A 24,427-nucleotide genomic window follows, 5' to 3' on the forward strand; every position below is an offset into this window, starting at 1 on the left:
GCATGGGCTGAAGCCCTTCTGAACAAATCGGCACCGCTCACGCTTTCTCAGCGTGCCGTTTCTCTTGTCAACGCGCTCGGTTATCTGTGTGGTAGCCGAACGGTCTCGTTGCGCACCCCGGTTGGTTGCTAGCGTCGGTGGAATCGTTCAACTTTTCCTGAGCGTAGCGACCGGAATATGCGAATACGCAAGGCCAATTGTGCCGATAAGTCCGGTGGAAGTGGTCCCAACGAATGCAACGGCGCGTTGTTCCGTCGATCCGATTCGGAACGACCGGCTGTGGGGCTGCAATGAGAACGGGGGGTGCGTTCAACACAATGCGATTTCGTATTGTGTCATGTGATCCTTTGCACCCCCGGAATCCCGGACGAGGCATGCAGCCTGGAAGCTGCGGAGAATCACGCGATGCAAATTCAAGCGTTGACGACAACAGGGTTGTGTTTAGGTCTCATGTGGGCACTGCTGACCACAAAGGCTGAGGCACAGATGCCATCGATGCAAGGGTATCCCCCGATGGTTTCGCAGACCAGTTTTATGGTCCCCGAAAACATGTCGCCTGGGGTTTCACAGGCAATGTACCAACCCACAGGCCAACAGCCCCCTGGTGCTGTCGCTCAGGTGGGCTTCTGTAACCTCGCCGGTGGCGGAGCGTGTGATTCCGGTTGCGACGGCTATTGCGGCTGCTCCGGTGGCGGTGGCTGCTCTGGCGGCTGCTGCGGTGGGTGTGGGTGCGGCGGCGGACCTGGCGGTCTGATCGGGCAAATTTGCCAGGGCGGGGCCCTCAATGGCTTGCAAAACCTGTGCTTATTCTGCCGCGGATCGGGATGTAGTGTCTGCCAAGCCCCCAACAATGCCGGCAGCCTGTTGGGTTGCTTGGGAATCTTGGCGCCCTATACCGAAGCGGGATTATGTGCCCAAAGATGGTACGATTTCCAAGCGGAAGTCATGTTCTTGTCGATGAATGGGTCGTCGACCAACCAAGCTTTAACCAGCTTTGGCCAAGGCGTGGCCAATCCTACGACCGGTGTGGTCGACGCAAATATCGTGTTGGGAACCGACAGCGCTTCCTTTAATGAACTTGCACCCGGGTTTCGCTTGACCGCCAGCATGATGTTTGGTGCCGGTGGCAACATCGAAGCGACCTACTTCGGTTCGCAGCACTTTTCGCAGTCGGCCTCCTATGTCGATCCGACCAACACGCTGTACTCCGCCTTTAGCAACTTTGGCACCGCACCTTCGGGCGGCTTCGACGATACCGACCAATCGGCAATCCAATCGCTGGTAAACAAGTCGGACATCCACAGTGGCGAAGTGAATTATCGCCGGCGGTGGGTGGGGCCGTACTGTCGCTTCCAAGGATCGTGGTTGCTGGGTTTCCGATACTTTGATGTCGACGAAGTCTTCAACTACGAGGCACGCGATGCGATCGATTCGGCCGCCGCGATGACCCAACCCGACTTCTTTAGCAGTGCGACGCAAACGCGGAACGCTCTGGTCGGTGCTCAATTGGGTGGTGATCTTTGGTGGAACGTGCATCCAGGAATCAACCTCGGCGTCGGCTGGAAGGGTGGAATCTTTGGCAACCGAGCGGAACAGGACACGGCGATTCGCTCCAATTCGATTAACAACCTCGGCGTCAGCCAGCTGTGGGAAACGGCTTCCGATTCGACCACGGCGTTGATGAGCGAACTGCAAGCCCGGCTCGCCTATCGCCTCAGCTACTCGTGGACGTTCACCGCGGCCTACTGGTTCATCGGCGTCGACGGCCTGGCCTTGGGGGCGGGAAACATCAACACCTCGCAAGCGTCACAGCTGTTCTCCAACCCCGCAGTTCCTCGCGACGTATCGATCAACATCGACGATTCGATCACGATGCACGGCTTTTCGGTCGGCCTGGAATACCTCTGGTAAAAAGTCCTTCAAATCGGCCGCGTGCCGCGACAAACCGACTTACAATAACGATAAACGCCCAGGAAATCCCTGGGCGTTTTTTTGTTAGGTGGCTTCTCTGCCGACATCGTGGAACCATCGTGGGCAAGCGGATGGGGGCGGAAATCGAAGTGAATATCAGCAAAATTGGAAAATCGTGCGGGCATGAAATCCTAAAATTCGAATCGACCGGAACTAACGCGATCCGCCTCGCGTCGTAAACCATGCGTTTTGTTGACAGTCGATTGGCCCGAATTAGAATCAGGTTCCCGGCTCATCGAAATCAACGCGAATGCAAATCGTCTTGTCGATCACATGAAACCTTCCGGTTTCGATGCCCATCGGATCCGCGATCCGTGATTTTGAAGAACTTTGGTTGTTGGCCAACCATGCTGTCTGGTCAGCATCTGTAAACAAATACGTTTGATACGCTCGAGGTTTTGTCCGTGAAGACAAAAAAGGCTTTCTGGAGTCAGGCAATGCGACGACGTTCGGTGAAGAATCGCAATCAACTGCGTCGGCGGCTAATCCAATGTGAATCGTTGGAAGATCGGCGGTTGCTCGCACCCGTGATCGTATCCGAATTGGAGCCGAACAATTTTGTTCGTGAGGCGCAGGTTCTGACGTTGGGAACCGCCACTGGTCGGACGCCCGAGGTGACCGTCACGGGAACATTCGACGGCGGATCGGCTGACTATTATAAGTTCGATTTATCGGCCGGGGACGTGTTTAGCACACGTGTCACGGTGGGAGGCACCAACACCTCCTTCAACGATATCGATATCAGCTTAGGCAAAGTCAACGCCAACGGCACTTCGTCGACTGAAATGCGTGGCAACAATTCCACCGGAGACCTGTATCTCGGCGGACAACGTCTGGTCCCCGCTTCGTCTCCTGTTTTGACTGGCGGTGACGTTTACTTCAACTACGTGATTCCATCGTCGGGAACCTACAGTTTCCGCGTCGGCACCGGTAACTCCGGCGCCAACCCGAATATCACTCCGGTTGGTTCTTATCAACTGGAATTCCAAACGCTGCGTTCGCCGTTGGAAGCCGAACCGATCGGCACGCACCAGATCCTGTTCCTCGATTTCGATGGCGGCTTTGTCGACCTGAACGATATCGACGAAACCCAGTTCGGTTCGGTTCGCCTGCCCTCGCTGGCCGAATCGCTCTATGATCTCGGTTTCGAAGTGACCAACGAAGACCGCTTGATCGATGTGATCGTTGCGGAGATGGAAGAGAACTTCGGCGACGTGGCGACGTTTGGTACCAACGGCGATTACGATGCGACCGGAGTCCCAGGCCAATACAAGCTGCAAATTTTAAACAGCCGCGACCACGAAGACCCTTGGGGCTTGCCGAACGTCAGTCGCTTGATGATGACCGGAGCCGGTGCCGACCTGAACATCGTCGGAGCTTTTGGTATCGCACCGAGCTTGGACGTCGGAAACTTTGATACCGAAGAGACGGCGTTTATCTTTGCTGAAGAGTTCTTTGGCTTGACGAATGTCGGCGACGTCTTTGCCGTCCCCCATTCGATCAGCGTTTCGACCGTCGACATGCTTGGAAAAGCGATCGGCCTTACCGCTACCCACGAAGCAGGGCACTTCTTCGGTCTCCGCCATACCAACAACGCTAACGCCAGCGATCAGATGATCGATACCGGGGGAGACCTTCCGGGGCGTCTTGGCGTCGGTCCCGACGGCATCTTTGGAACCGTAGACGATCTCGACACCGATTTCGGCACCGATACCTATGACACGGGTGAACTCGATACGCTCGGCATCCAAGATTCGATCAACACGCTAGCCTACAGTTTGGCAACCGGCACCGCGGGCGGATCGATCAGCGGGTTTGTCTTCAACGACGCCAATGGTGACGGCCGCAGCACTTCAGATATCGGGTTGGCGGGAGTCACGGTCTTTGGCGATCTCGATAGTGACGGCGTTCTCGATCCAGGTGAACCCCGTGCGGTCACCGGCACCAGCGGCACTTATTCGCTGGGTGCAGTCGCAGGTACGTTCCCGATCATCGCTCAAGTTCCCAGTAATTACTCCGCCACCACGGCAACTTCCGTGGTCGTGACCACGGTGAACGGAACTGCCACGGGTCCCAATTTTGGATTTAAACAGGTTCTTGCGGACATCACGGGCGTCAAGTGGAATGACACCAACGGCAACGGTGTTCGAGATGCTGGAGAGCCGGGTATTGGGGGTGTCTACATTTATATCGACACCGATGGCGACGATCGAATCGACCTGTTTGAGCCTCAGGCCATCACAGCCGCCGACGGTACCTACAGCCTTCAGTTCCCTGGCCCAGGCACCTATACCGTTCGCGAAGTGGTCGAACCTGGCTTCCGCCAAATCTTCCCTGCCTCCGGGGAACATATTGTCACGTACGACGGCACCCAACTGATTCCGAATACGAACCTGAACTTCGGAAATCAAGCCGCTCGTGATTTTGGTGATCTTCCCGCTCCGTATTCAACGTTGTTGGCCTCCAACGGTGCGAGCCACGGATTCAGCAGCACCCTTGGCTTGGGATCGTTGACCGACATCGAAGCGGACGGCATCCCGTCGACCGATGCCGATGGCGACGACAACAATGGTAGCGATGACGAAGACGGCATCGTGATCGTTTCGCCACTTGCTCCCGGTGCGACCGCGGACTTTTCCATCACCGCCCGCAACATCGGTCAAACGGCTTATTTGCAAGGCTGGATCGACTTCAACGGCGATGGCGTGTTCAGTGCCAGCGAGAAGGTCTTCAGCAATCGCACCTTGTTTAACGGTGCACAGACCTTAACCACCGAAATCGCGGTCCCCGCCGGGACGACCGACGGCCCTAAATATGCCCGCTTCCGCTACGGACCCGAATTGAACCTTGGAACCACTGGTTTCTCAACAGCGGGCGAAGTCGAAGATTACGTTTTCACGGTCCAAGCCACGACCTCCTTGGCTCAGCCGGACCGCTATGACGACCTGACGAATCCGGTCTTTGCAGATTTCACGATCCCGCGGAATTCGTTGAACGCGAATCTTCGGGTACTGGAGAACGATTCGAAGTTCGACAGTTCAATTCGCGTGGTCAGTGTCGACCCGCTTGCCGGAACCACCGGGACGTTGAACATCGGCAGTGGTGGGCAATCGGTAATTTACACCCCACGCAGCGGTTTCACTGGCGAAGACACTTTTGAATACACCGTCATTACCGATTCGGGGCTGCAAGCCACGACGACCGTGACAGTGAATATTGTCTTGCTGAACAACGCTCCCATCGCGGTCGACGACCTTTATCAAGTGCCTTTGAACGCAAGTGCGGCGACGACCCTGGCAGTGCTGGCCAACGATTCACCCAGCAACCTAGGCGGCTTGCAAATCGTTGACGTGGGACCCACAAACTTTGGCGGCACCGTTAATTTCGCGTCGCAAACATTGTCGTATCTCCCCGCTCCAGGGTTCTCGGGTACTGAACAGTTCACCTATACCGTTCGCGATAGCTCGGGCTTCTCGGATACGGCGACCGTGACGGTTCAGATCAATCCGAATTCGCTGGCCAATCAAGTCGAATACAGCGTCCGAACGCTGGACGCTAACGGCAACCCCACCAGTTCGATCAACGTCGGCGATACCTTTAAGGTCCAAGTTTGGGTCGACGATATTCGCGCCTCGGCGTCCATCTTGGAACAAGGTTTGGGGGCGGCCTACATCGATTTGTTGTATAGCAATATCGTAACGACGGTCGCACCAACGGCTCCCGGCAATACCTCTTCGTTTGACATCACCTATGGGCCCCTGTTTCAACAGCTGAAAACCGGCAACGCACTGACGCCCAACATGATCGACGAAGTCGGGGCGTCGCAGGCTTCGATTGGGAATCAGCAATTCCATTCGGGCCCGGCGGAATTGTTCACGCTGACGATGCGAGCGATCGGGGCGGGAACCGCGGTCTTCCAAACCGACCCTGCCGATGAAGCGATCACCAACGACGTGGTCTTCCTGAACGATCCAGGTCAGGAAGTCCCCGTCAACCGTCAACTGTTTGGCAAGCAAACGCTGAACATCATCCCCGCCGGGCTTCCGATCCCGACAGCGGTGGACGATTCCTATCGCGTGAGCCAGGGAGCGATTGAGTTCCCGATGCTTGTGCTAGGCAACGACATCCAAGGCGCCGCCGGGGCGTCGTCGATCGCCGCCATCGGTACTCCCGCCAACGGTAGTGCTCGCGTTTCGGGAAATACGATCCTGTACACGCCGCGAACCGCGTTCACGGGCGTCGATCAATTTACCTACACGATCCTTTCGCCCGATGGATTCCGCAGCACAGCGACGATCACCGTGTTTGTCGGCACCGACGCGCAATTGAATGCCAACGACACCGTCGATTTGCCATTTACACTATTCGACGCCTCGGGAAATGCAATCCTCGATGCGGCGGGCAACCAAATCCGAACCGTTCGCGTTGGTGATACCTTGACGCTGCAAGTCAATGTCGATGACCTACGCACCGGTGTTACACTCGACACCGGTGTCTTCTCGGCCTACCAGGACATCCTGTACAGCGCAAGTACGTTGGCCGTATCACCACGCTCGACGACGCAAACCAGTGCGTTGGATTTCAACATTGAATTCGGAGAGTTCTACACCAACGTGCAAAGAGGCACGGCGGGGACCGTTGGCATCATCAACGAGGTCGGTGCGACACAATTCACCAACACCGATGGCTCGGGAGCCCCGTTGGGTTCGCAACTACGCGATTTGATGGCGATCCAATTTGTTGCGACGGCAACGGGTATCGCAACCTTTGTCGGTGACCCCGCGGACATCTCGCCAGCTCAAGACACGTTGCTGTTCGAAGCGGATCCAAAGGTCGTGCCGATCGACCAGATCCGATACGACCGTAAATCGATCACGATCTCTGCGGCGACGACAACCATCGGCCCGGAATACCAAAACCCGGTCAATCGATATGACGTCAACAACGACGGGACCGTTTCGCCGATCGATGCGTTGAGCGTGATCAATCAATTGAATCTCAACGGCTCCAGCCAGCTGATGGCCGAAGGCGAATCGGCGAACGCCAACCGACGGTTTGTGGATGTTAACGGCGATCAATTTGTATCTCCCATCGATGCTCTGATGGTGATCAACGCCTTGAACAACCAAGCTGGATTGTTTGCCAGTGGCGAAGCACCAAGCATCGCCGCCAGCGTTACCGCTGAATCGGAGGCTCCTGCCAACGATCAAGTGTTCGCCGAATTGGCCGTTGAAAAAACGTCGCAGTTCGATTCCACGACGTCTTCAGACGCTGCATCGTTAGGCTGGTTGGCATCGACTGACAGCGACGACGAAGAGGATGCGATCGATCAATTCGTCGACGACATCACTCAGGAATGGGGCCTCTAAGACCCCGGCTTGAAACGGACCACAATCGCGCAAGCGGTTGGTATTCCACGACCGAATTTCGAACAAGGCGTTCTCGCAAGAGAACGCCTTGTTTCGTGCGCGGCACTACAAATGGCGGTATCCGACCAACGAGGCGATCGATATACTTTCTTCCACGAGCGATCATGGGTATCGCCGTTCTTAGTATTTGCCCCTAATTTGCGAGTTTGAGATGGCAGGAATTGGTACTCGTTCGGCTGCGGAGTTCTTCGGAACGTTTTGGTTGGTGTTCGGCGGATGCGGAAGTGCGGTTCTGGCCGCCAAAGTCATCACGCCCGAAGCGGACACGCCGATCAACATCGGGATCGGTCTGGTTGGTGTCTCGTTGGCCTTCGGGTTGACCGTCTTGACGATGGCCTACACGATCGGTCACATCTCGGGTTGTCACCTGAACCCCGCAGTGACCGTGGGGTTAACGGTTGGGGGGCGGTCGAAGGTTTCCGATCTCGTGCCCTATGTGATCGCTCAGGTTCTCGGCGCGATCGCTGGAGCGGGAACGCTGTACATGATCGCCTCGGGCAAAGAAGGCTTCGCGGTCAACAACGCCGACGCGGGCGCCTTTGCGACCAATGGATTTGGGGCAATCTCGCCCGGCGGGTATTCGATGCTCGCCTGCTTGGTTGCCGAGATCGTGCTGACCGCATTCTTCTTGCTGATCATCATGGGAGCAACCGACAAGCGCGCCCCAGCTGGCTTTGCCCCAATCGCGATCGGCCTGGGCCTGACCCTGATCCATCTGATTGGTATTCCCGTCACCAATCTGTCGGTCAATCCCGCTCGCAGCACCGGTCCGGCGCTGTTTGTTGGCGGCATGCCGTTGACCCAATTGTGGTTTTTCTGGCTGGCACCGATCGCCGGCGGCGTGCTCGGCGCACTGGTCTATCAATGTATCGGTAAAGCAGAACCCGAATCGGCGTAACGCCCGCCCTACGCTGCTGGCATCGATAACCATGCCGTTTGATCAGGGCAGACGTTCGATATCGGCCCCGATGAAAAGATAGCCTGACCAGAACAGCGGATTCGCTCCGCTGGCGGGGCCCGCTTTGGCGTCGCCATCGTTCAACAAGGGTTCGCCACTGGGGTCGAGTTCCTGGTTCCGCAGCAGGACCATGCTGCGCTTCCAGCTATCCAACGGACTCGAAAATTCCACCTCGCCAAGATACTCCCGCAACAGTGCCGCCGTGCTGCGACCGCCAACGGCCCAGCGCGACAGAAGCACCTGCTTTGCTCCCGCAGCCTGTAACCCACAGGCCATCAAAAACAGATCGTCTCCATCGGGCGCACCTCCTGCGGTGCTGATATTGGATTGAAAACCCGGAAGCAACAGCTCTCCTGGACCGCCCCAAGGGAATCGCAGCCAGCTGCTAAGATCGCCGCCGGGCTTTCCTTGATCGTACGCAAACGGACTTACCAGCAGCGGGGCCTTGGCCTGAGGCTTCACCGGCGCCGCGACCCAAACCCGCCCAAATCGTGGCGCAAGCAACGCCCCCGGCAGTTTTGCCTGTCCCGGCAAGCGTTGGGTCTCGGGAACCGCGTCGACCAAATCTTGGGAAAGTTGATCGTTGAGTTCGACATCGGCAGGGGCCAGGAACCTACCGACAATCGCTCCGGTCGATATCTTGTTCGTCGAAAGCGCCGGGGGATGGAGAGCCAGGCCAGGCGTTGGCGCATAGCTGATCGAGATCACATCGCCAAGCGTCGATCCTGCCGCCTCGCCCACCGGAAGCAATTCGAATGGAAGGTACCAAAGCGGTCCGTAGGGCACGATCACCATCCGTTGAATGGAGGCCAAGGTCTTGGTATCGAGGCCGGGGAAGAGCTGGCGACGCAGCGCTTGTGCGATCGGTTGCCATTGGTCGGGCTGGGAAAGTTGCGCCGCGCCACCGCGACGTCGGATAACCCCCAAGGCTTTGATCCACTGAGAGATCTGGGGCAGCACGCTTGCCGGACGTTCGACTTGCCAAGCCGTTACCTTGCCATTGCTGTAAAGCAAACCGATCAGGTCCGCACCGGCCGGGCAGAACGTCAACACCGCATTGCCTGCGGACAATTGGGGCCACATGCTTTTGTCACCGATTGCCGGCGGGAACACCCGCGGAACGTTCATCCGTTGGATCGCCGCTTGTCCCACCAGCGTTTCCACCCGATCCGCTGCGGTGGCGAGATCGGTCCAATTCGCTTGCAGCTGAGCCGCTTGGGGCGGGTCGGCGGCTTCAAAGGGAAGCGCCGCAAGCGCCGTTTGCGCATCGGCCATCACCGACGCCACACCCGCAATCGACTTGAGCATAGCCGGTGGCTTCGCGCGCACCGCGAGTGCCGCGGTAGACAATTGGTCCTCGGGGCCGGCAACCAACCAACGCACGTCCAACATCCGCCCCGACAACGGCAATTGGCTGCGAAAGCGGTTCCCCAACACCTCGTCGGCCACCTGCAATGCTTCTTCAAATTTTTGACGTTGAATCAAACCAGAAAATCGCAATTGGTCGACCGCCTGATTGGGACGCGTCGCCGAAAGCGCATTGACGGGGTCGAGATACCATTGCCCCAGCGATGGCCCCTGGGCCAACGCGGTCAACAGATCGTCGGCCGTACGACCGCCAATCCCTCCGCCGGACATGGCGGATTGCACGATCGCCAGCTGATAGGTGTGGGGGCACGTTGGCGTCGCACCGTTCAAGGCAAAAGCCATCACTTTATCGAGCGCGACCGCAGCGGCTTTGGTGTCACCGGTTTGAAACGCTGTCAGGGCGACGCAATAGTTGGCGTAGGCTTCCAACCGTGGCAAAACCGTGTTGCGACGCGCAAGGATCGATCTCGCATCGGCCAGGCTCCGCTGCGCGTCTTGCGGCTGCCCCGAATTTGCCGCCGATTCAGCCCCCACCAAGTAACAGGTTGCCGCCATCAGCCGCGACTTGCGTCCTAATTGCAGGGCCGCCGCATTGGCCCGCGCCGTCAAAACGCCCGAGCCTTGGCTGGCTAGTGGACCCACTGCGATTCGCATCGCTTCGGCGGCGATCTCATATTGTCCGTACGTGGCTCCCGAAATAGCGGCTTCGATGTACTGAGTCGTCGCTTGCGGCTGGCCTGAAATCATCAACAAATTCGCCCCCACCAACAGCCCGATCGACGTCAGTGGATGATCATAATTGCCCGGTAACATGACAGCGCGATCGACCAGCCCGACGGCCTGTTGCGGTTGGTTGTCGGCGATCAGCGCGATCGCCCGCACGAGATCGACCCACGCTTGCCCTGGACCCGGTGGCAATTTGGTGCGAGCCAACGATGTCAGCAATTCCTCGTTCAGCGGATCATCGATCGAAAGCCCGCCGAGAACTTGGCTGCGACGATAGACGGCCCAAGCCAACGCGCGGACGATCTCGGCCACATCCACTTTCATTAACTGCGCCGTCTGGAGCGTTCCGCCACGTTGGATCTGCCCCAACACATCCTGGCTTCCAGTCATGATCTGCATGGTGTCGGGAATGTTGGCAAGCGTGCTGCGTCTTCCGCTGACGGCCCACGATCCGACGCCGATGTTCGCTTTCACCCCCGCCAACGACGGCGGCCATTGCACCGATTCAAGCCAACGGCCATGGCGTAACATCAAACCGATTGCGGCATCAAAGTTTTGGTGTGCGGCGGGAAGATTTCCCAGTTGGTAATTGCATTCCCCTAACATCGCGTAAGCGGGAATCGAATCGATCCATTTGCCCGTAGGATCGGTACGGCCGGCGCGAACGGCTTCCTCGAACAATTCGACAGCGTCGGGCAACGCCCCTTCACGAAGCATCGCCAAGCCGACGTAATACTGTTGCGATGGGTAGGTCCGTGCCGCGTTTTGCGCCATCGCAGGGGCCAGCATCCACATCACCAGGGCACAACACAGTGCAGGAATCCAGCGTCGTCCGTTCGTCGTCATCGAGAAGTTCCTTGGAAACTGCGCGCAATGGCGCCCCTTACGCAAGCCGCCTGCCCTCAAACCTACCTCGTAATGATACATCTTGTCAAAAAGCTTCCTCGCCGCAGGCCCAGGTGAAAGCAATTTAATGTCTCGGTGTCGTTGCGTCTCAACACACGTCGCGAGCTGCTTTACTGTCTCCAACGTGTGGTGAGACGGTGCATGCGAAAATTGGCGGGCGACGACCGCGCGTCCTGCGACTACTTTCGACGCGCCGCGACAAGCGATACCATAGAATGCAATGCTGGACTGCTTGCCGCGGCCCGGTTGTCGCCCCAGGCAAACCATGATTGGGCATCGCGATCACACGCTCTGCGGCGCGATTCGAAGCCTGCGTCTCGATTCCGCAATCACCCCCGTCTGACCTTGGATTTGATCATGAATGCTGAAGCCGACAAAGGCTTTGTCGAAATTGACGGAGTACGCCTGAAGCTGTCCGCGCCACACCAGGCGACCAGCCAATGGATCGGACAAGGCGAAATCCTGACGCAATTATTGGCATGTTGGTTGACGGTCGATCCAACCGACCTACCGCTGACCCCACGACTCGTGGGACCTCCCGGTGTCGGAAAGACCCAGTTGGCGATCGCCGGTGCCCAGCATCGCGAACTGCCGATCTATATCTATCAATGCACCGCCGATACGCGCCCCGAGGATCTGCTGGTCACGCCCGTGCTCGCCCAGAACGGACACATCTCCTACCACGCTTCGCCGTTGGTAACCGCGATGTTGTGCGGGGGCGTTTGCATTTTAGACGAAGGCAACCGGATGAACGAAAAGTCCTGGGCTAGCCTGGCGCCGCTGTTCGACCAACGCCGCTACGTCGAATCGATCGTGGCGGGGATTACGATCAGTGCAAATGAGAATTTTCGTGCTGCGGTCACGATGAACCAAGACGAATCGACCTTCGAGATTCCCGATTACATCCTCAGCCGATTGCAGCCAACCCTTGAGGTGGGCTTTCCCGATCCACAAGACGAGATGGCGATCCTGCAATATCATCTGCCGTTTGCCGAAGCGGAGATGCTCGCCCTGACTGTCGACTTCTTACAGCGCTCGCATCAGCTGAAACTCGATTTCTCGCCTCGCGATGGTATCAATATGTTGCGCTACGCGCTGAAGCGACTCTCCCAAGATCGCGCCCATCCCCTCAGTCGCGATCAAGCTTGGCACGAAGCGCTGCAAAATTGCTTAGGTCCCGACGCACTCGACCTCGAATCGTTGGCCGAACGCAAACAGCGTACACTCGGTGGCAATTCGGTTCCGATGGGGTTGGCCGACTTCTTTTTTGATCCCAATGATCCGTTGCACCCGGATCGCGACGATGAAGACGAAGTCGACGAAGAAGACTTGGGTATGTAATTTTGACCCACGCCAGAAAAGACCAAGGCGCAAAAAAAACGCGGCACTGTTCGGTTTCCACCAAACAGTGCCGCTGCCCCTGTCGTTAACGAGCCGCGGACTCGTTATTAGTTTTTTCGGGACATCGACGCATCTGAATCAACCGATTATCCAAAGAAGCTCATAGTTGGCGGAAACCTTCCGCAAACGTGTGGTTTTCCGAAGCCACATTTGGACATGCAAGTCACCCCAAAAGACTGCGCAGGGTGTTGAGGTTGTTAGTGTCGCAGTCCTCGCCTGTCTCGGTATCGACTCCCTTGGGAGTCTCGAGATACATCGGGCAAACGTTGAAGATCGGATCGCTGAGCACGCGACGGAAACCATCCAACGTGATCATCCCCTGACCGATATGGTCATGCCGATCGACCCGCGACCCACACCCCTTCTTGCTATCGTTGATATGCACTGCGCGGATCGCATCGGAAGGCAACTCACTGTTGATCTCCGACTGCATTGCCGCATACCCGGCGTCGGTCGTCAGGTCATACCCGGCCGCGAATGCGTGGCAGGTGTCAAAACATACACCAAGGTTTTCGGTGTTACCGACCCCGCGAAACATTGTTCCCAAGTGCACGATTGCGTGCCCCAGGCACGAACCTTGCCCTGCGGTGTTCTCGAGCAACAAGCGGCAATGCTGTGGTTGCACGCGGTCGATGATTTCACGAACCGCTTCGACAATCTTCGCCAAGCCCTCTTCTTCGCTGCTGTCGGTAAACGCGCCAGGGTGAACGACCAATCCTTCCAGTTGCAATTGTTCGGCCCGCTGCCATTCGACAATCAGCGCCTCAATCGACTTCCGAAATAATTCGGGATTCGGCGAGGCGAGGTTAATCAAATACGAGGCGTGCGCGATCGGCGCCCCGATCGCGTATTCGGTTAATGCCGACCGCCAAGCCTGCACCATCGCATCGGTCAGCGGTTTGGCGGCCCATTGGTTGTTGTTTTTGGTGAATATCTGGACGACGTCGCAGGTTGCATCGCGCGCCCGTTGGACCGCCTTTTCCAGCCCACCGGCGATCGACATGTGAGCGCCCAGACGCAACGAAGGTGCTTTTGGCATCGATGGAATATCTACTCTTGAAGAACATGAAACAGAAGCGAACGAAACCCCGGCGGCAACGTCGTGCCGCGGGGTCGGATTCGGCGGACCGATGGGGGCCGAAATCAGATGATGCCAGACGAATTAAAATAATCAGGCTCGTTTCCAGCCTTCCACTTGATATTGCAACCGATACTCGGTTTCTGCGGCTCCGGAGCCGCGGCGCTCGACAGAACCGCGTCCAGCGCATCGCGAAGGTCGCTGCCCGACAGCGGGATATCGCTTTTGGGGCGACTGTCATCCAGTTGGCCGCGGTAAGCCAATTTCTGTTGCCCATCGAACACGAAAAAATCGGGAGTGCAGGCGGCGCGGTACGCCTTGGCCACCGACTGGTCGGCATCGTAGAGGTATGGGAAGGCATAGCCTTGGGCCGCCTTTTCCTCGATCATTTTCTCGGGCGAATCGTCGGGGTAATTTTCGACGTCGTTGCTGCTGATTCCGACCGTCGCAACGCCTTTGGCGGCGTATTCAGCCGTCAAACGAGCCAGTTCGGGCGCGACGTGTTTTACATACGGACAGTGGTTGCACAAAAAAATCACCAACAGCGCTCGGGAGTTGGCAAAGTCGCTAGTCGAAACCAGCTTGCCTTCGGTATCGGGCAGCGAAAACGAAGGTGCCGGAGTGCCCAGCGGCAACATCGTGCTTGCGGTGCGGACCATAGCGTTCAAATCCTGTCGTAGGGGTTTGTGGACGGAGCATTGGATTTCGTCGACTGGTTATCCCCCACCCGCCAAATGCAATCAAGTGCCTTGGATGACAGCGCAGCATTACGCGTTGTTTTGACGTACAATAAGACCCATGGTCGAAGCAAATCCTCGATCTCCCCGTTTGCGAACACCCCCCACCCGCTGCCGCACCTCTTCTGCCATGCTGATGAAGTCTTCGGATTCGATTGATATTTCATTTTCGTTGCCCTTGGTTCAACGGCTGCGTTTTACTGCGGACGTCTTTGGTGACGATTCGCAAGTGCTGACCGATCTGCTGGAACCCTCGGGGGACATGCCAGCACGAGCGCAGATCTGGCTGGACCAGCACGTTGCCGATGCCAATCCGGGAATTGGCCACCGGATCGTCAACACACTGAACGCGGCGAACGATCATGTCCTGCTGACCCAACCTCCACAGGTAATCGCGGGGGGAGAAGCCAGCAAAAACGATCCGGCCATCATCGACAATCTGCTGCGGAATTTTAACGACCACGACTTGGATCGACGCAGCTACGTCATCGTGATCGGGGGCGGGGCGGTTTTGGACGCCGTCGGATATGCCGCGTCGATCGCCCATCGCGGTATTCGATTGATCCGCATTCCGACGACAACGCTTGCGCAAGCCGATTCGGGAGTCGGCGTAAAAAACGCGGTGAATTGGTTTGGCAAGAAGAACTGGAAAGGAACGTTTGCCGTTCCGTGGGGCGTGATCAACGATGCGAAGATCTTAGAAACGCTTCCCGATCGCGATTATCGGTGTGGATTCAGCGAAGTTGTGAAGGTCTCGTTATTGAAGCAAACCACGGCGTTTGAACAGGTCTGCCGCGATGCGGAGAAGATTTGTCAACGCGATCCGCAGGCCGCTGCCGGCGCGATTCGCGCCAGCGTGCAAATGCATCTGGATCACATCACACGAGGCGGTGATCCGTTTGAGACGCTCGAAGCCCGACCGTTGGATTTCGGACACTGGTCGGCCCATCGGCTCGAATCGTTGACCAATTATCAGCTTCGACATGGCGAAGCGGTGTCGATCGGGCTAGCCATCGATTGCCTCTATTCGGCCCGCGTCTTAGGGCTTCCGCAAGCGGATTGCGACCGGGTCCTCGATTGTTTGCAACGCCTTGGTCTTCCGATCCATCACGCGGCGCTCCGCGATGAGGACGCTTTGTTGCAGGGCTTGGAAGAGTTTCGCCAGCATCTGGGCGGGCGTTTGACGATCACTTTGATCGACGCGATCGGTAGCCCCGTCGATGTGCACGAGATCGACTTTGCCGCGATGCGCGATGCGATCGCAGCGACCCGGCACCTCGCACAGTAGATCGCCTGTCAGGCCGGAGCTGTTCTGGCTCCCTGCCGCTGCATCCTCCCACAATCAACGCCCGCTTGTGACGTGAACAAAAGGCCATTGCCTTTTGGGTTGCGTGATTCTCTGTGTCGGGTGGCAACGTCGTGCTGACGGTGGGGAATAAAGAGTGCTAGCGACCGTCGGATGCTAGGTTTTGCCGATTTTGACGTTAGTGACGTCATTCTCGTTGGATTTTCGTCACGATCCCAACCGATACTACCCGCACAACCAGAACTTTTGCGTTATACGACGGCGCATCAGCTTGGGGCGTCAAATTGGAAACAGCAGCTTTAGACGCTGCCGTGCGGATTGAAATGCACCGCGTGCATACATTACAAGTGGACAGAGACATGCCAGTACGTAAACTCGCCGCTTTCTTGGTCACCGTTATTGCAACGGTGATCGGAGGACATCAGGTCGGAGCTCAGGAGCAACCACCTGGCACGTGGGGGGAACCCGACGGGATCTTGGAACTCGATACCGACTTTCGTTGGTTCGAGACTGCGTACAACGCGGACATCGAGGAACTCAGCCCCAAACACCGCGCTAACCACGGTTGGTATGGAACGTTTGACCGGGGCTACATCATGGTCAACCGTTCCGATACGGAAGACTCCTACACTCAGGGAGATTTCGGGTGGGCAAACCGCCTCGACTTCGGTTACATGGGTGACGACGATCGCGGTTGGGCGATGACCTATTGGAGCCTCACCGGGCCCAATGTTTTCGACATCGACGTCCAATACCGTGCGAATGTGATCAACACGGAAGACCCTCAGCTTCCAAGTGCTGAAACGCCCGATGTGTTCGACGAGTATGGCCAGTTGTTGCCACGTCGCGACCGGGACGACCACGAGTACCTGGAACGCGTTTATGAGGTCAAAGACAGCTTAAACGTGATCGAGATGAAGGGCTTCGAATTGAACCGAACGTGGCGACTGGAGTCGTACCGCAAGGGCGGCCTGTTGGAACCGATGGTCGGTTTGAAATACGTGAAAATTCGCGACCACACCGAAAACGACGCTTACGATGTGCAGCCCGCACTGGTTCAGCAAGCCGATCTTTCCTTTGCCGAACTGATTCAGGAATCGTTTAACCAACAGATCGACCGAAACGAAAACGAAATGTACGGCGGTCAAATTGGATTCCGCTACATCAAGTTCCACAATCGGTTCACCCACTCGTTGGACCTGCGAGCGTTTGCGATGCAAAACTTCCAAAACAGCTCGTACACCAACCGAACAACCGACACCTTCTATGACATCCAATTGCAAGGTGAGATCGACGGCGAGATCGCGTTTGACGATTCGCGACACACCACGGTTTACAAGCACGGCACCGAGTTTGTGTTTGGCTTCGATCTCCGTGCGGAAACCTCGCTTCAATTGACTCGCGACATCCACCTGCGAGGCGGTCTGCAATTGATCGACTACGCCCAAGGCGTGTTGCGAGGCGAAGTTCGCGGAGGCAACACAACGAAGTTGGAAGGCACAAGTGCGGTGAGCGATCAAAACGTATGGCTTGTCGGATACACCTTCGGTATCACAATCAATCGCTAGTCGAACGTCGACGACTGGCGGGAAAAGATTCAGGGCGTCTATCATCGACCGATGGTAGACGCCCTGATTTCGTTTGATGGCAGCCGCTGGATCGAACAAACAGCGGTATCGCGACGTTGTGGGGAGACGCGTTTGCTACGGATGGCAATTATTTGCTGCTGGCAGCCAAGGCACGCAATTCATCCAATTCTTGCGACAAACGATGACGCAAAGGACTTTCAGGACGCAGTTCGTCCAGCATTTCCTCAACGCGATCATAAGTCTCTTCATTCTGTCCGCCATCGTTCAGTAATCGACGGACACTTGCTTCAACAGACGACTCAGATAGCAACACACACCTCCCTCTTTATGGTTTTAACGCCGATGCTCACACACGCTTAAGAGCAACAGAGTGCCTGCGATCAAATCGATAGGCACCTGCTGGCGACAAGAAACCATTTTAGGCCAGTGAATTTTTGCGCCAAGTCGAATAATGCGGCAATAGATTTTTGGTGTCAATTCTTCGCGACACCGCGGCCGCAAAGTCTATTCCTTCCGCAGCACAACCGCGATTGCGTTGCCCGTGGCGCTGTGATTCGATTGCACTGCCAGGGAAGCATTCGTTGGCCGCGGCGCTGCGGCAAGATCGATCCCATACTGCGGATCTTTTGATTCGGCATTGACCGTCGGGGGAACGATACCGTGTTGCAACGCCAGCGCGGCGATGCTCATCTCCATCACGCCACACCCAGCCCCCAGGTGCCCCATTGCCCCTTTGGGAGCCGTGACGATCGCTTGGGGAACGATCGATTGATGGACCTGCGCGTCGATCTGATCGAGCATCGGATCCCCCATCGCGTGGCTGACGGCGATCCCGATCTCCTCCGGAGTGGCACCGGCGCGCTCGATCGCGCTGCCGATCGCTAGCGAAAGCGCCTCGGGCGACCCGCGCCGTCCCGCTGCGGGTGCTCCGTAATTACAGGAATATCCGCCGATGCTGACGAGTGGTTTTGCGCCGCGGCGCTCCGCATGCTCACGCGATTCTAAGATCACCGCCGCAGCCCCTTCCCCACCGATCAATCCATCGCGATCCGATGAAAACGGACGACAGCTGGAACCAACCGGATCGCGTAGCGAACCGTAGGGGACGCTACCTTGATACAGCAAACGTGTCAGACTGATCCGCGTTCCGGTGGAACAGGTGACGACCACATCAGCGGCGCCGCGCTGGATGACGCTGATCGATTCCGCGACCGCCGACAATCCAGAGGTATCCCCCATTACGATGGTGTTGTTCGGCCCCAACGCACCGATCGCAATTCCATAGTGACAGGCCGCCATGTTGGGCAAGTATTTCAACATCCACAGCGGAAAGATCTCTTTCATCGCCGATGGACCCCACAGTTCGGGCTGAAACCGCCCTTCGGGACTACTGCGAGCCACCGTCGGCTGTATCTCTTCGGGTTCGCCGTATAGCATCTCTGAACCGAAGACCGTGGCGATCCGTTCCTTGGGAGTTCCCGCGACATCAAAGCCGCTTTGCTGCGTTGCCATCACACAGGCGGAGAAGGCCGTTTGCAATTCGCGGCTCATCACCTTGAGTGTTTTACGTGGGCGCACGTACGCTTTGGGATCAAAATCGGTTAATTGACCGCCGTACGTATACGGCAGCATATCCGCCGTAACGTGGGTTAGATTGCGAATCCCGCTGCGCCCCTCGATCAAGCTCGACCAAAACCGATCGACCCCCGTGCCGATCGGTGAGACAACTCCGATTCCGGTGATAACAACGTCTTTGCGAAGAACCATCAGTGTTACGTGTCGTAGGATTCGGCTTGGATACGGACGGCAATAGCGACTAGCTGGCGCTGACAATACGATCGATGACTGTGGCGATTCGCCGCCAACTGCCGCCCCTTGCAATCGCCTGCGACAACGTCGCTGCAATAGTATGACCTTTGCTGGCGCGTGGTGACAAGCCGTTGCAAGGGCGTCGCCACGATACGCCACGAATTTAATTCAGCGTTCCGCCCTGGGAAATCAGCTTCCCAGATCGCCACGATCGCTTGCGGCGGCTGCGACGCTTCCCCTGCGACGCTGGTGCGCCGGCGGGACAATGTTCGTCGCCAACCCAAACAGCCCAAACAGCCGGATTACGTAGTAATTCGGGTCCAGTTCCCACCAACGGTGCTGTACCGATGCCGATGCTTGATCGGCGTGGTGGTTGTTGTGCCATCCCTCGCCGCCGGTAATTAGCGACACAAACCAGTTGTTGCGGCTGTCATCGGTCGTTGGATAATTGCGGTACCCAAACATGTGTGACAGTGAATTGACACTCCAGGTAATGTGCCAGACCCAAACGGTACGCAGTAGTACCCCCCAAACGAACAGGCTAGCCGTCAACTGCAACGCTTGTTGATTCGCTCCTAGGCAAGCGACCGAAGCACCAGCCGCGATTGCTAAATAGAGGACTGCGTGCCCGAGATAGAAGACCGTCATCGGGTAAGGGATTTTCTCCAACCACATGTAAAAGCGATCGCTGAGGATGTCGCGGGCGTACTTCTGATACAGCGAAAAATTCTGCACGCTGTGGTTGCGGTAGACCAACCAATTGACGTGCGCCCAGAGAAAGTTCACCAACGGGCTGTGCATGTCCTCGCGGTGGTCGCTGTGCTGGTGGTGGATGCGGTGCCAAGCGACCCAACGCGCCGGTGTTTCTTGAGCGCTGCACATCGCAAACGTAACCAGCGTGCGTTCGAACCATTTCGGAGTCTTAAAACTGCGGTGCGTCAACAACCGGTGGTAACAGATGGGAATCCCCAATTGCCCGAAGACCACCGTTCCCACAGCAAACGCGATCACGCCGGACCACGAAAAAAACCACGGAAGCAGCGCCAGTAGCGCGCCGGCATGAATGACCAAAAACGAAATGGTGTAGCCCCACTGCACATCCTTCAGATCGACGCCGCTTGGATACTCCAACTCCGTCGACTTTGTTAAGTTGGACTCCTCCTGGACTACGGCACGGGCTTGCGGCCTATCGGTCACGACGGAAGAGGGACTCATAGAAGACCTTGTGTTGGGGCGTGTGAAGAGATCGCTCGCTTGAATCTAACATATACGTTACGCGGCGACAGGGCTCCAGCCCAACGAGGGGTTTGTCCGCGTTGTCGAGAAGTTAAATCTTGGAAGGATCGATACTTTTGAACGACCAATCGGCTTGGGACATTTCTTTAATCGGCGCTGGGATTGTTGGCCGCGCGATCGCTAGCGACCATTTGCAGCATGGACTTGCGATCCGCTTGATCGATTCCAACCCGCAACAGCTTGCCGCCGCCGTCGATGCACTCGCATCGCAGTCCCACGCAGCGGAGTGCCCTCCGAAACGATGGGGCGACGCCTGCTGGGCAACCGAATTGCTCCCCAATGGCTCGCAGCGTGGTGCGACGCCACGACAATCGATTGTGATCGAATCGATCGTCGAACGCCGAGAACCCAAGCAGCAAGTTCTGGCGTTGGCTGAACAGTTGTCCGGCGACGATGCGATCCTGGCAACCAACACGTCGACAATTCCTTTGGCCGATGTGACACAACGAGTTCTTTCGCAGGGACGGTGTTGCGGCCTACATTTCTTCATGCCGGTCGACCAACGGCCGCTGATCGAGATCATCACCGGCGACGCAACCTCCGAGGCGACCGTGGCGATCGCCAAACGCTACGCCGCCGCATTGGGCAAACAGCACTTGATCGTACGCGACGCGCCCGGCTTCGTCGTCAATCGGATGTTGGTGCCCTATCTTAATGAATCGGTTCAACTGCTTTGCAGCGGAACGCCCGCCGAACAGATCCAGCGCGTGGCAACGGAGAACGGCATGCCAATGTCTCCGTTGGAGCTGATGGACTGGATTGGGATGGAGACAGGATTCCATGCAGGGCGAGCGATTTGGCAAGCATTTCCCAGTCGTATTGAACCGTCGCCGCTCACCCCAGCAATGGTCAAGGCGAAACTGCCCGGACGCGCCGGCGGCGAAGGGTTTTACGTTTACAAAGCGGATCAAAGATCGGCAACGCTGGGGCCGACAGCCCAGATGTTGGTGGAACGCTACACTCGCGAAACGGTGGCGAGATCGGACGCCCAAGTCGCGGTGCGGCTGTTTTTCCCAATGCTGATCGAAGCCGCCTGTATCCTGCTCGAACGCGTTGTCGGCGACCTGGATTCCATTGAACGAGCGTTCCGCGGTGGGCTCGGGTTCCGCGATGCGAACGGGTTTATCCATCGATTCGATGCGTTCGGCAATGCACAATGCCTGGAAGAACTGTCGCAATTATCGACGCTTGGTCGTCGCTTCACCGCGCCACCGGAACTGCTTGCTGCACTGCAAGCGACCAGCTCGACGACCGATGCGTTGCAGCAACTTTGTCGGTTGGGTGATACCCAGCAACCGCATACCGCCGCCTCATCGTGACCGCATGCCAACCGAGCACGTCGACAGATTTCGGCGTCTCGACCCGCTTCTTCAATTTTCGCAAGCATCGTTGCCTGCGACTCCTCAACAAAACCGAAACGGAACCCCGATGATGCCTCATGCGTTACTGCTGTCGACCGACCTCTTTTTTGCCAGTCGGATTAAATCAGCCGCCACCGAAGCGGGTTACGAAATGTCGATGGGAAAATCAGTCGAAAAGGTGACACTCAAAGACGACTTACGCGTCGTGATCGTCGACCTCGCCACCACAGGCAGCACGGTTGAAGCGATCTCCGAACACATCCATCAACAGACACCCACGGCAAAGCTGATCGCATTCGGACCTCATGTTCAAACCGGCCGATTGGATGCAGCTCGCGAAGCCGGGTTCGACCTCGTCCTAACACGCGGCCAACTCGATCGCGGCCTATCGCAATTGTTTCCCGAACTCTAGATCTCCGTCGGCCATTCCCGTTGCCTGGACACCGACAGATCACAAATGCTAGCTAACAGCACGTGGTTTTGACGCCCGGTAGATGGATTTGCGAGCATTGAGCGAAAGTTAGTATTTTTGCGAAAAAGGAATCGGTTTAGGTTGAATCATGTCTAGTCTGCAAGAGAGATATGCGTAGAATGTTGCACTTGAGTTCGCCAAGGAAGTGCGACCCGACCGTTGTGAACTTATCCGCACAGGTCACAACTCAATTCAATCCCGCAAGGGGCCGACATCCTAATCCCGAATACAGGGCGTCGGTGACAAAAACGGAGGTTTGTCATGGAAGTGATGGAGAAGGAACTCGTTGATCTGATCGCAAAGGGAAAGTCCCAGGGTTATCTGACTTACGAAGAGGTCAATAACTATCTTCCCGACGAGGATGCAAGTCCAGAAAAACTCGACAACCTATTGCTGGCTATCGAAGACCAAGGAATTGAACTGGTCGACGAATCGTTAGCTGGCGGATTGTTAGCCAAGGGAAAACTTTCGGAAGTCGATGCGTTTGTCCCCTCTTCCGAACTGCCCAAAGCCAGCGACGATCCGATTCGGATGTATCTGAGCCAGATGGCAGAGATCCCGTTGCTGACCCGCGACGAAGAGATCGCGTTGGCCAAAAAGATCGAAGTCACCCGTCGCCAGTTTCGTCGTGCGATCTTGGAATCTGACTTTGCTTTGCGAGCCACCGTGGAAACGCTTCGCAACGTTCACGAAGGCAAACTGCCCTTCGACCGCACCATCAAGGTCTCGCTGACCGAGCGATTGACCAAGGAGCAGGTGAGTGCTCGGATGCCGCACAATTTGCGAACCGTTGGCATCTTGATGGACCAAAACAAACAAGATTTCGATGTGATCGTGCGGAAGAGCAGCAGCGACGAAGATCGTGCCACCGCGCGATGCAGCTTCATCCGCCGACGCCGTAAGTGCCTGCAACTGGTTGAGGAACTGAGCCTTCGCAGCCGCCGAGTTACCCCGCTGATGAAACAGCTGGAAAATTTCTCGTCGCGGATGGATTACATCAAGCAACGCATGACCCAACTGGGCAACGACGCGTTGTCGCGTGACGAGGACGCCGACCTGCGTCAGGAATTGCGCGAACTGATTCGCGTCACTCAAGAGAGCCCAACTTCGCTGCGAAATCGTGTCGCCAAGTTCCGCAAACATTTCGAAGCCTACGAAAAAGTGAAACGCGAGCTGTCCAGCGGCAACCTGCGACTGGTCGTTTCGATCGCCAAGAAGTACCGCAACCGTGGGCTCAGTTTCCTCGACTTGATCCAAGAGGGAAACACCGGCTTGATGCGTGCGGTTGACAAGTACGAATACCGACGCGGATTTAAGTTCAGCACGTACGCGACGTGGTGGATCCGGCAAGCGATCACGCGTGCCATCGCCGACCAAGCACGGACGATCCGGATCCCGGTCCACATGATCGATGTGCTCAGTAAACTGCGACAAGTTCAAAAGCGGATGCTGCAAGAATTGCGTCGCGAACCGACGATGGAAGAGATCGCACTGGAGACCGAGATCCCCGTCGAAGAGGTCCGCCGTGTGATGGACATCGGCCGCCATCCCGTCAGCCTCGACCGCCCCGTCGGCGAAGGGGAAGACAGCAGCTTCGGTGAATTCATCGAGGACAACGAGAGCGACAACCCGGTCCGATGTGCCAGCAACGGAATCCTGCGTCAGAAGATCGAAGACCTGCTGAAGACGTTGACCTATCGCGAACGCGAGATCATCAAACTGCGTTACGGCCTAGTCGATGGCTACAGCTACACTCTCGAAGAAGTTGGGCGGATCTTTAAGGTAACTCGCGAACGCGTTCGACAAATCGAAGCAAAAGCTGTCAGAAAATTGCAAAGCCCCAACCGCGCCGACCACTTGGAGGGGTTCCTGAAAAGCGAGGTGTAACGCACCACTCTCGCCGACCTTGGGGACATGATCATGCCGTCGCGAGCCGATCCCATCGCGACGGTGATCCAGCGTTCACGCGAACGCTGGATCGTGCCGGACAGAAACACGCGGCGATCGCCACAAACCGCGT

The 24,427-nt window shown here is 57.0% G+C and carries 15 protein-coding genes; 9 read left to right on the forward strand and 6 right to left on the reverse strand.

Annotated features, from left to right (window positions below; translation table 11 throughout):
* The first annotated feature begins 405 nt into the window (after positions 1-405).
* From Poly24_RS09540 to aqpZ, 3 genes are all read left to right on the forward strand, one after another.
* A complete protein-coding gene (locus Poly24_RS09540; protein ID WP_231753551.1) occupies positions 406-1,911 on the forward strand; it encodes a BBP7 family outer membrane beta-barrel protein in 1,506 nt (501 codons plus the stop codon).
* 497 nt (positions 1,912-2,408) lie between these two features.
* Positions 2,409-7,340: an Ig-like domain-containing protein gene (locus tag Poly24_RS09545; protein ID WP_145093863.1), complete on the forward strand. Its 4,932-nt coding sequence runs from the start codon at positions 2,409-2,411 to the stop codon at positions 7,338-7,340.
* A gap of 211 nt (positions 7,341-7,551) precedes the next feature.
* Positions 7,552-8,298, forward strand: a complete 747-nt coding sequence (gene aqpZ, locus Poly24_RS09550; RefSeq protein WP_145093866.1) for an aquaporin Z — start codon at positions 7,552-7,554, stop codon at positions 8,296-8,298.
* Between the two features lie 42 nt (positions 8,299-8,340).
* Here aqpZ and Poly24_RS09555 read toward each other — a convergent pair whose 3' ends face one another.
* Positions 8,341-11,298 (reverse strand): CHAT domain-containing protein, encoded by a 2,958-nt coding sequence (locus tag Poly24_RS09555; protein WP_145093869.1) that lies wholly within the window; start codon positions 11,296-11,298, stop codon positions 8,341-8,343.
* A gap of 417 nt (positions 11,299-11,715) precedes the next feature.
* Here Poly24_RS09555 and Poly24_RS09560 point away from each other — a divergent pair, with 417 nt between their 5' ends.
* Positions 11,716-12,699 (forward strand): AAA family ATPase, encoded by a 984-nt coding sequence (locus tag Poly24_RS09560; protein ID WP_145093872.1) that lies wholly within the window; start codon positions 11,716-11,718, stop codon positions 12,697-12,699.
* A gap of 223 nt (positions 12,700-12,922) precedes the next feature.
* On the opposite strand, the gene Poly24_RS09565 is transcribed toward Poly24_RS09560, so the two are convergent.
* Together Poly24_RS09565 and Poly24_RS09570 are read right to left on the reverse strand one after the other, a co-directional pair.
* On the reverse strand, positions 12,923-13,798 hold the full coding sequence (locus tag Poly24_RS09565; protein ID WP_231753552.1) for a deoxyribonuclease IV: 876 nt from the start codon (positions 13,796-13,798) through the stop codon (positions 12,923-12,925).
* 104 nt (positions 13,799-13,902) lie between these two features.
* Complete coding sequence (locus Poly24_RS09570; protein WP_145093875.1) at positions 13,903-14,496, reverse strand: thioredoxin family protein; 594 nt, start codon at positions 14,494-14,496, stop codon at positions 13,903-13,905.
* 208 nt (positions 14,497-14,704) lie between these two features.
* On the opposite strand from Poly24_RS09570, the gene Poly24_RS09575 reads away from it, so the two are divergent.
* Entirely contained in the window at positions 14,705-15,862 is a 1,158-nt protein-coding gene (locus tag Poly24_RS09575) for a 3-dehydroquinate synthase (RefSeq protein WP_145093878.1), read from the forward strand.
* Positions 15,863-16,239: 377 nt separating this feature from the next.
* On the forward strand, positions 16,240-17,448 hold the full coding sequence (locus Poly24_RS09580; RefSeq protein ID WP_145093881.1) for a hypothetical protein: 1,209 nt from the start codon (positions 16,240-16,242) through the stop codon (positions 17,446-17,448).
* A 148-nt stretch (positions 17,449-17,596) separates the two neighbouring features.
* Here Poly24_RS09580 and Poly24_RS09585 read toward each other — a convergent pair whose 3' ends face one another.
* The 3 genes from Poly24_RS09585 to Poly24_RS09595 form a co-directional block, all read right to left on the reverse strand.
* Positions 17,597-17,782 carry a hypothetical protein gene (locus Poly24_RS09585; RefSeq protein ID WP_231753553.1) on the reverse strand — a complete coding sequence of 62 codons (186 nt, stop codon included), beginning with the start codon at positions 17,780-17,782 and terminating at the stop codon, positions 17,597-17,599.
* Positions 17,783-17,973: 191 nt separating this feature from the next.
* Positions 17,974-19,236 (reverse strand): beta-ketoacyl-[acyl-carrier-protein] synthase family protein, encoded by a 1,263-nt coding sequence (locus tag Poly24_RS09590; RefSeq protein ID WP_145093884.1) that lies wholly within the window; start codon positions 19,234-19,236, stop codon positions 17,974-17,976.
* A gap of 231 nt (positions 19,237-19,467) precedes the next feature.
* Positions 19,468-20,493, reverse strand: a complete 1,026-nt coding sequence (locus Poly24_RS09595; protein WP_145093887.1) for an acyl-CoA desaturase — start codon at positions 20,491-20,493, stop codon at positions 19,468-19,470.
* Between the two features lie 137 nt (positions 20,494-20,630).
* Between Poly24_RS09595 and Poly24_RS09600 the strand changes: the two genes are divergently transcribed.
* From Poly24_RS09600 to Poly24_RS09610, 3 genes are all read left to right on the forward strand, one after another.
* Positions 20,631-21,893, forward strand: coding sequence for a 3-hydroxyacyl-CoA dehydrogenase family protein (locus tag Poly24_RS09600; RefSeq protein ID WP_145093890.1), 1,263 nt, complete (start codon positions 20,631-20,633; stop codon positions 21,891-21,893).
* A 109-nt stretch (positions 21,894-22,002) separates the two neighbouring features.
* Positions 22,003-22,347, forward strand: coding sequence for a phosphoribosyltransferase (locus tag Poly24_RS09605; RefSeq protein WP_145093893.1), 345 nt, complete (start codon positions 22,003-22,005; stop codon positions 22,345-22,347).
* A 321-nt stretch (positions 22,348-22,668) separates the two neighbouring features.
* Positions 22,669-24,294 carry a sigma-70 family RNA polymerase sigma factor gene (locus Poly24_RS09610; RefSeq protein ID WP_145093897.1) on the forward strand — a complete coding sequence of 542 codons (1,626 nt, stop codon included), beginning with the start codon at positions 22,669-22,671 and terminating at the stop codon, positions 24,292-24,294.
* The last annotated feature ends 133 nt before the right edge of the window (positions 24,295-24,427 follow it).

It is taken from the genome of Rosistilla carotiformis (assembly GCF_007753095.1).
GTDB classification, from domain to species: domain Bacteria; phylum Planctomycetota; class Planctomycetia; order Pirellulales; family Pirellulaceae; genus Rosistilla; species Rosistilla carotiformis.

Coding starts and splice junctions, on each gene's coding strand:
- Poly24_RS09540 (WP_231753551.1), top strand. CDS start 406: ATGCAAATTCAAGCGTTGACGACAACAGGGTTGTGTTTAGGTCTCATG.
- Poly24_RS09545 (WP_145093863.1), top strand. CDS start 2,409: ATGCGACGACGTTCGGTGAAGAATCGCAATCAACTGCGTCGGCGGCTA.
- aqpZ (WP_145093866.1), top strand. CDS start 7,552: ATGGCAGGAATTGGTACTCGTTCGGCTGCGGAGTTCTTCGGAACGTTT.
- Poly24_RS09555 (WP_145093869.1), bottom strand. CDS start 11,298: ATGACGACGAACGGACGACGCTGGATTCCTGCACTGTGTTGTGCCCTG.
- Poly24_RS09560 (WP_145093872.1), top strand. CDS start 11,716: ATGAATGCTGAAGCCGACAAAGGCTTTGTCGAAATTGACGGAGTACGC.
- Poly24_RS09565 (WP_231753552.1), bottom strand. CDS start 13,798: ATGCCAAAAGCACCTTCGTTGCGTCTGGGCGCTCACATGTCGATCGCC.
- Poly24_RS09570 (WP_145093875.1), bottom strand. CDS start 14,496: ATGGTCCGCACCGCAAGCACGATGTTGCCGCTGGGCACTCCGGCACCT.
- Poly24_RS09575 (WP_145093878.1), top strand. CDS start 14,705: ATGCTGATGAAGTCTTCGGATTCGATTGATATTTCATTTTCGTTGCCC.
- Poly24_RS09580 (WP_145093881.1), top strand. CDS start 16,240: ATGCCAGTACGTAAACTCGCCGCTTTCTTGGTCACCGTTATTGCAACG.
- Poly24_RS09590 (WP_145093884.1), bottom strand. CDS start 19,236: ATGGTTCTTCGCAAAGACGTTGTTATCACCGGAATCGGAGTTGTCTCA.
- Poly24_RS09595 (WP_145093887.1), bottom strand. CDS start 20,493: ATGAGTCCCTCTTCCGTCGTGACCGATAGGCCGCAAGCCCGTGCCGTA.
- Poly24_RS09605 (WP_145093893.1), top strand. CDS start 22,003: ATGATGCCTCATGCGTTACTGCTGTCGACCGACCTCTTTTTTGCCAGT.
- Poly24_RS09610 (WP_145093897.1), top strand. CDS start 22,669: ATGGAAGTGATGGAGAAGGAACTCGTTGATCTGATCGCAAAGGGAAAG.